General features: G+C 46.5%; 5 protein-coding genes. 1 reads left to right on the plus strand and 4 read right to left on the minus strand.

From position 1 onward, the window contains the following. The coding region (locus KTQ90_RS12310) for a hypothetical protein (protein WP_217318674.1) at positions 1-184 on the plus strand (184 nt) is incomplete at its 5' end. Positions 185-279: 95 nt separating this feature from the next. Here the strand turns inward: KTQ90_RS12310 and KTQ90_RS12315 are convergent. From KTQ90_RS12315 to KTQ90_RS12330, 4 genes are all read right to left on the minus strand, one after another. Beyond that, a complete protein-coding gene (locus KTQ90_RS12315) occupies positions 280-453 on the minus strand; it encodes a hypothetical protein (protein WP_217318675.1) in 174 nt (57 codons plus the stop codon). Between the two features lie 262 nt (positions 454-715). Continuing rightward, positions 716-1,993 carry a histidine-type phosphatase gene (locus KTQ90_RS12320; protein ID WP_217318676.1) on the minus strand — a complete coding sequence of 426 codons (1,278 nt, stop codon included), beginning with the start codon at positions 1,991-1,993 and terminating at the stop codon, positions 716-718. A 9-nt stretch (positions 1,994-2,002) separates the two neighbouring features. Next, the gene (locus KTQ90_RS12325) at positions 2,003-3,694 is read right to left on the minus strand and encodes a RagB/SusD family nutrient uptake outer membrane protein (RefSeq protein WP_217318677.1); all 1,692 of its coding nucleotides are present in this window, start codon (positions 3,692-3,694) and stop codon (positions 2,003-2,005) included. Between the two features lie 23 nt (positions 3,695-3,717). Next, positions 3,718-6,924 carry a TonB-dependent receptor gene (locus KTQ90_RS12330; RefSeq protein WP_217318678.1) on the minus strand — a complete coding sequence of 1,069 codons (3,207 nt, stop codon included), beginning with the start codon at positions 6,922-6,924 and terminating at the stop codon, positions 3,718-3,720. Positions 6,925-7,079 lie beyond the last annotated feature (155 nt).

Raw genomic sequence — 7,079 nt, forward strand, 5'->3', positions numbered from 1 at the left:
AAAGGACTTCGGGCAGGTTTTTTATGCTCTTTGGAGTTTTAGCGGACAGCAATATTACTTTTTATTCACACAACACGAACTTTGGACGTTTGTGCTTAAACGTATCTGTATACGGCATAAGTGGTTAAAAATCGTGGTTAATTGGTTGAAAAATATACTTAACCGGTTGAAGATTATCACTTAAAAAACCTTTATTTTAACAAAAAAATTCCCTCGCTCAGCATTGCCGAACGAGGGGAATCGCTTTATGATGTTATCAGTTACTTAGCATCCTACTGTTTATCGCTTTACTATCTTCTTCGCGCTGCTGTCCGAGTAGCGCAGGATGTTTATGCCCTTGCGGCACACGGTGCGGCGCACGCCGTCGGTAGAATAGATGCCGAGGAGCGTCTTGCCAGCGCCTGACGAAAGGCGATCGACGCTGGTCTCCACCTTCTCCTTAACGGCAGTCATGGCGAGCACCGATGTGCGTCCGCCGGATTACACTCTTTTCCACTAACTCTCAAACTTATTATTATCAATCCTCAGAAATAATAAACAAAAAACTGCGCGGTAAAACAATTACCGCGCAGCAAAAACAACATTACAGCATATTGGGCATATCGTTACCGCATATCGGGCATCGCGTTACCATGCTGCTGTAACAAAAGCAGGTTAAATCTTTTAAAATGTATTTGTACATCTTCTTCGCCAACTCGTCGAATTGGCGGCGAGACTACATGCCAGCCAAACGCTTCTGGTAGTAATCTCTTACTTCATTCCAATGATAATAAGGCCAGATATCTGTTTCAACCGGAATATGAACCTCTTTCTCGTTGTGCAGGAACTTCACCAGGACATCGCCTTTCTTGTTCTCGAAAAACACGATCTGAACGTTTGAAGCCATAGGCGTCGCTTTGAAATCGCACCAATGCTTATAGACCTCAGAAGGTCCGGCCACAGCAACATCGAAGTTCTCTATCTGGAGCAAAGCCAGCAAAGGAATCACATTGCCGTCATGTCCGAAACGCAACGTGGCAGCTATAGAGCGGTCTTTGATGGCTGCATCGGCAGACTCGATGATGTTCTCGACCAACGACTTGGCGTTAGCCATCACGATGCCTTTGCTTGCCAACGGATTGGCATTGCCGATATAGAAACGATAGTTTACGCATTGCCACAAGTCGAACATCTCGCGGGCTGTGAAAATATCGTAGAAAGACAACGGAGTCTCTATGTCCTGCATGTCGACAGCAATCCAATACAATCCCCACATCAAATTATCAGGATTCACTTCGCATCTGATGAAATCGGCATTGGAGAACAAAGAGTTCACAAGACGGTCGGGCTTGACCTGTGCCTTCTCAAACTTGCGGTACTCTTCCACCCAAGGTCCTTTCTCGCCATTAGTGAAGGCATTGGAGCGGTCGGTATGGTAATTGAGATACGACATGTATTTCTCGCTCATCTCATAACTGAGGTCAAGCTGAGGGTTCAATCCCTTAAGACGGTCGCCAAAAGCAACCATACTCATCGCGCAACGATAAACCACTGTAGAACGGGCAGAGACAGAACGCTTGCCTCTGAACACCTCAGGGAAATTCTTATACATTCGCTCCGCAATACCTCGATGCTGGCGAACGCCCAATGGAGTCAGGTCGCCTGCACGTCCTTGAACTTCCTGCCACACCAACGACAATCTCTTCAACACATCCTTGCCCAGAGGAGTAAGACCATTTATGGAATCGGCCTTTTGCATCAGCTGTATAATCCATAGATAATCTCTGTCGCCTAACAAATAGCGAGAGCCGTGTCTGCCATAGTGGCTCACATAGAAAGGCTTATACCCTTTGGGGGCTGGCGTCTGCTTGGCTTCCACCTTCGGATATGCCAGATAAACGCCACCCGCCTTGTTCAGATCCGCACTGATTTCCTCAAATGTGGTTTGGGCATTCACGCCCAAACCCACGGTAGCCAATACAAAGGCTAATATCTTAATCCTTAGATTCATCATATATGTTTCTTAGTTTGCATAACCAGCATTCTGCTTCAATTTCGGATTGTTTGAGAATTCTGTTTGAGGAATCGGGAACAGCTGGAAATGGTCGTCCACATCAGTACCCAAACGCTCGCCGTTCTTCCAGTCCCAGTTATGTCCCTTTGTGTACTTGCCGAAACGAATAAGGTCGGTACGGCGCACAAGCTCCGATGCCAACTCACGCTGGCGCTCAGCCATGATGAAATCGAGAGTCAGCTCGCTCTCCTCAATATCGCCAGAGACATCAGAACGCACACCAGCCTTTGCATACTTGCCACTCATGTAAGCACGCTCACGAATTTCATTAACATATTTCAGAGCCTCAGCCTTGCTGCCCTTGGCTCCACGCAGAATAGCCTCAGCCGCAGTCAAGTAAGCCTCACCCGTACGGAAGAGTGGGAAATCAATAGAAGTATAAGCGTCGCCACTTGCCGGAATCTGGTCGTTTTTGGTGACATTACGCCATTTGATGTATCCGTATCCACATGTGTAGGTGCTTGTCATGGCATCTTTAGAATCCCAAGTTTCCTTCACCTGATTAGGCAAAGCCGTCATAAACTGCGCACGCTTGTCGTTTTTATTGTTGCCCCAAGGATCATTCACGTCAAACATCACGTCAGCAGGATCAAAGGCGTCAACGAGAGTTGTCTTTGATCTGACATTACCCCAACCACGCGAACCGATGCCGGTGTTATACAGTTCGTCCATCGGACCATTGACAAAAGCCTTCACATAGAAGTTGGTGCCACCTGAGCTCTGCGCCTTCAATCCATCCTGCACCAAAGGCCAGATGATTTCCTTACACTGGTCGTTATCGGCAAGGAAGATATGGCGATAGTCAGAAGCCAAAGGATAGTGACCGTCCTCAATCACCTTCTTGGCATAAGTCAAAGCATCGTCATAGCGGTCTTCTCCAATCCATGTCTTGGCATTCAGATACATGCGAGAGAGCAAGAACCAGTCTGCCACGCAGTCTACACGCGCATAAACATTTTCGCCAGGAGCCTTCAGGTCTTTCTGTATATCCTTCAACTCATTTTCGGCGAACTCAAAGATCTGCTTACGCGACCATTGCGCCGGAATATCCTTTACACCCGTATTTTCATCTATATAAGGTACGGCTCCAAACATATCGCACAGGGTTGCATAGCAATAAGCACGGATGAAACGGGCCTCTGCACGATAGGAGGTACACTCGCCACCCAACTGGTCCCAAAGACCGCGCGACTTCAACTTTTCCTCCGTACACTGTCTTAACAACTCGTTACAATAAGCTATAGACATGTACAGACGCTGATAGGTCCAACGGATGACCGATGCATTTGAAGCATCCCATTGAAGGTTAAGACACTTGCGCAAGCCATTGGACGAAGACGGCATAAGGAAGTTGTCGGTGCTCAATTCCTGCAGGTAGAACATCAGACGCATATAGCTGGAATAGCCCTCGTTGGCTCCTTCAATGTCGCCATCGCCGCCATCTCCACCTTTCTGTCCGGTCAAGATAAGAGAGCCGTAGCATTTTGCCAGCACACCCGTATAGCCATCAGCCGTGTTATAAACCTTCTCGCCGACCAGTTGTGTTTCGTCAAGAGGCATTGTGTCAAGGTCGCCGAAACATGAAGTTGTCAAGCAACCCATAAATACAAACATCAATATTTTAAATATATTCTTTTTCATATTCCTGTCGTTATTATGATTGTTTAGAAATTCAGATTGAATGACAAAGAGTAGGTACGGGGACGTGGATAGACATTTCTGTCGATGCCTGAGTAGATCTCAGGGTCGATGCCCGAATAGCTGGTGAATGTGCAAACATTCTGGACAGCCGCAGACACACGCAGAGACGAAGTGCTGTTCCACAGTTTTCTGAACGTGTAACCCAACGTGATATTGTCTATGCGGAAGAAGTTGCCACGCTGCAAGAAATAGTCGGTGTAGAGTTGCTGCTGCTGGAATCCCTTGTTTGCTGTCACCTTCAGGATATTCGAGAAATTGCCCTGGTCGCTATACACCTGCTGCTGATACTGGTCGGCCTCGATGTAATTGTAGATGTAGTTGCCGAAAGAGCCATGACCGGTAATGCCCAACTCCCACTGCTTGTAAGAGAGTTGAGTGTTCAAGCCAAGGTACGACTTCGGCAAAGCACACTTATCGGCATAACGTGTCTCTGTAGAAGATATCGAACCATCAGGCTGAACATACTTTCCCTCGATCGGCTTGCCTTTCTCGTCGTAAGCCTGCTTTGCCAGATAGAATGTGTAAGGACGTTTGCCCACCATGAAACATTCAACAAATTTACCAGTACCCGAAATAGCACCCGTCTCCACATAAGAGCCCTCGCTATCCGACACGTTCAACTTTGTAATCTCCGAATCATTCCAGGTGTAGTTCATTCCTACCGACCATGTAAAATTCTTTGTGTTGATTGGTACAGCATTAATCGAGAATTCCACACCTTTATTATCCATCTCGCCAATGTTGGTAGTCAGGACAGCAGAATAGTTCACACCCGAAATCACCGGAATCGTGTTCAGCAAATCTTTGGTATGGCGTTTGTAGACATCAATCGAACCATAAATGCGGTTGTTGAGAAATCCATAATCCAAACCGGCATTCCAGGTCTCGGTAGTCTCCCATTTTATGTCTCTGTCATATCCGTTTGGACGATAAGTGTTATGCCATTTGTCACCAAAGAGATAGCTTGACTCAGGGTAAGACACAGAGAAAGTGGTCATGTAAGGATAGTCGTTGATGATATCCTGCTGACCGGTAAGACCGTAGCTCAGACGCAGTTTCAAGTTGGTAAGCACCTTACTGTTCTTAAGGAACTTCTCTTCCGACAGTTTCCAGCCCAAAGCCACAGAAGGGAAGTAGCCCCATCTGTTGCCCTTCGCAAAACGAGAAGAGGCATCGGCACGCAAAGTGGCTGTGACCATATACTTGCTGGCAAAGCCATAATTCAAGCGTCCATACATAGACAGAAGATAATACTCAGACTCGTAGTGCTTCGGCGAGAACAATTCTTCGCCTTTCGGAGAAAGAGTGGTGTCGTTATACTTCTTCCAGAAATGCTGCCATCCATAACCGGCCATCGCGCTCACATCATGCTTTCCAGCAAATGTATGCTGGTAGTTGGCATAAAGGTCGAGCAGGATGTTGCGCTTCTGCTGTTTCGAATCATAATCCAAGCCCGTTCCATCCTTCTTGTTGGCTGTATACATCATACCGGCAAGATCAGGAACATCCTTGGCATACTTGCTTTCCAAAATATCATAGCCCAAATTCATATTGAGCTGCAAATCCTCAAAGCCATGCACCTTATAATTAACCGAAGCATTGCCGATAGAACGATAGATTCTATTGCGCATGTCCTGCAAATCAAGCTGAGCCATAGGGTTATCGCCCTGGATAGCCATTGGCGCATTGCCGTTCATCCAAATGAAATAGCCAAGACCAGGATCTGTAGCAGAAGTGGCACTGCCCGTTTTCACCGGACGTGTCGGATCGTAAGACAAAGCACTTCCTACCACTCCCTCGTCCACTCGTCTATTGTCCTCGTAGGAAGCCTTGACATTGAGGTTTAGACTTAAATGGTCCTTGAAAAACTTAGGCGAAATGCCTCCGTCAAAAGTGTAACGCTGATAGTTGTTGGTGCGAATCACACCATTCTGGTTTGTGTAGCCTGCAGACACACGAAAGGGTGTCTTGTTCTTGATACTTCCCGACATTGAGATGTTATGGTCCATACCAAAAGCCGTGCGGTAAATCTCATCCTGCCAGTTGGTGTTGCTCTTGCCCATTTCCACATTCTCGGGAACACCCGTCACGGTAGGTGCGAAAGCTCTGAACTCGTCTGCTGTCAACACTTCCAAACGCTTTGCTGTAGTGCTTACGGCATAGTTGGAAGAATAGTTGAACTTAGGCTTGCCCTTCGTACCTTTCTTTGTTGTAATCACGATGACGCCATTGGATGCACGCGAACCGTAAATGGCAGTAGCCGAAGCGTCCTTCAAAACCGTAAAGGTTTCAATGTCATTCGGATTGATACCACCGATAAGGTTGGTTCCTCCCTCTATGGAAGAGTTGTCTACCGGGACACCGTCTATCACAATCAGCGGATCGTTGGACGCTGAAAGCGAGGCACCACTACGAATACGGATAGTGGAACCCGAACCAGGAGCACCCGAACTTGACACCACATTGACGCCAGCCACCTTGCCGACCAAGGCATCCTGGGCAGTTGACTTGGCTCCACGATTGAACTCGTCTGGCTTTATGGCTGAAACCGAGCCAGTGAGGTCGTCCTTTTTTACAGTTCCATAACCAACCACAACCACCTCATCAAGCAACTCATTGTCGGGATTCATCTTTATCTGCATGGCAGAAGACGAAATCTGCACATCTTTGGCCTCATAGCCTATATATGAAATATGCAGCTCGGAAGCGCCTGCCGGCACATCGTCTATGGAAAACTTTCCATCCAAATCGGTCACAACACCAGTTGTGGTGCCCTTAATCATGACAGTAACACCTATCATCGGTTCGCCCAACTCGTCAATAAGCTGACCCGTCACACGCTTCACATTCTGCCCGTTGGATTGTTTCTTCGACTGAGGCTTCACAATAATATAATTGCCCTTTTCCTCATAAGTGCAACCACATTCCTTCAACAGCAGGTTGAGTATCTCCAACACGTCACCTTTAGTCTTGCTGATGGTGACCATACGGTTAGCGTTAATTGTCGAGGAGTTGTAAGCTATCTTGTACTTAGATGCCTTCTCGATTTTCTCAAACGCAGCCTTCAGAGAGACCTTATTAGAGCCAAGCGTCACTGTTTGAGCTGAAACCGCTATGTTTCCAGCCAGCAACAAACAAAAGCATGAAGCTGAAATTCTTTTAAAATTCATAAATTTATTTTTTAGTTATTATTCTTACTTGAGTAGCTACACCTTAAAGACTACCTCTTCTAAATTTACACCCAATCAAAAAACAAAAAAAATGAAACTTTTACCCCAGTTCGGGATAAGAAATAGTTTATAAAAAAAGTTGGTAGTCTCATAAA

This window comes from Leyella stercorea (genome assembly GCF_019052365.1).
GTDB lineage: Bacteria > Bacteroidota > Bacteroidia > Bacteroidales > Bacteroidaceae > Prevotella.

What these genes read in the sequence shown, in the direction of transcription:
- KTQ90_RS12315 (WP_217318675.1), bottom strand. Translation starts at nt 453, where the DNA reads ATGACTGCCGTTAAGGAGAAGGTGGAGACCAGCGTCGATCGCCTTTCG.
- KTQ90_RS12320 (WP_217318676.1), bottom strand. Translation starts at nt 1,993, where the DNA reads ATGATGAATCTAAGGATTAAGATATTAGCCTTTGTATTGGCTACCGTG.
- KTQ90_RS12325 (WP_217318677.1), bottom strand. Translation starts at nt 3,694, where the DNA reads ATGAAAAAGAATATATTTAAAATATTGATGTTTGTATTTATGGGTTGC.
- KTQ90_RS12330 (WP_217318678.1), bottom strand. Translation starts at nt 6,924, where the DNA reads ATGAATTTTAAAAGAATTTCAGCTTCATGCTTTTGTTTGTTGCTGGCT.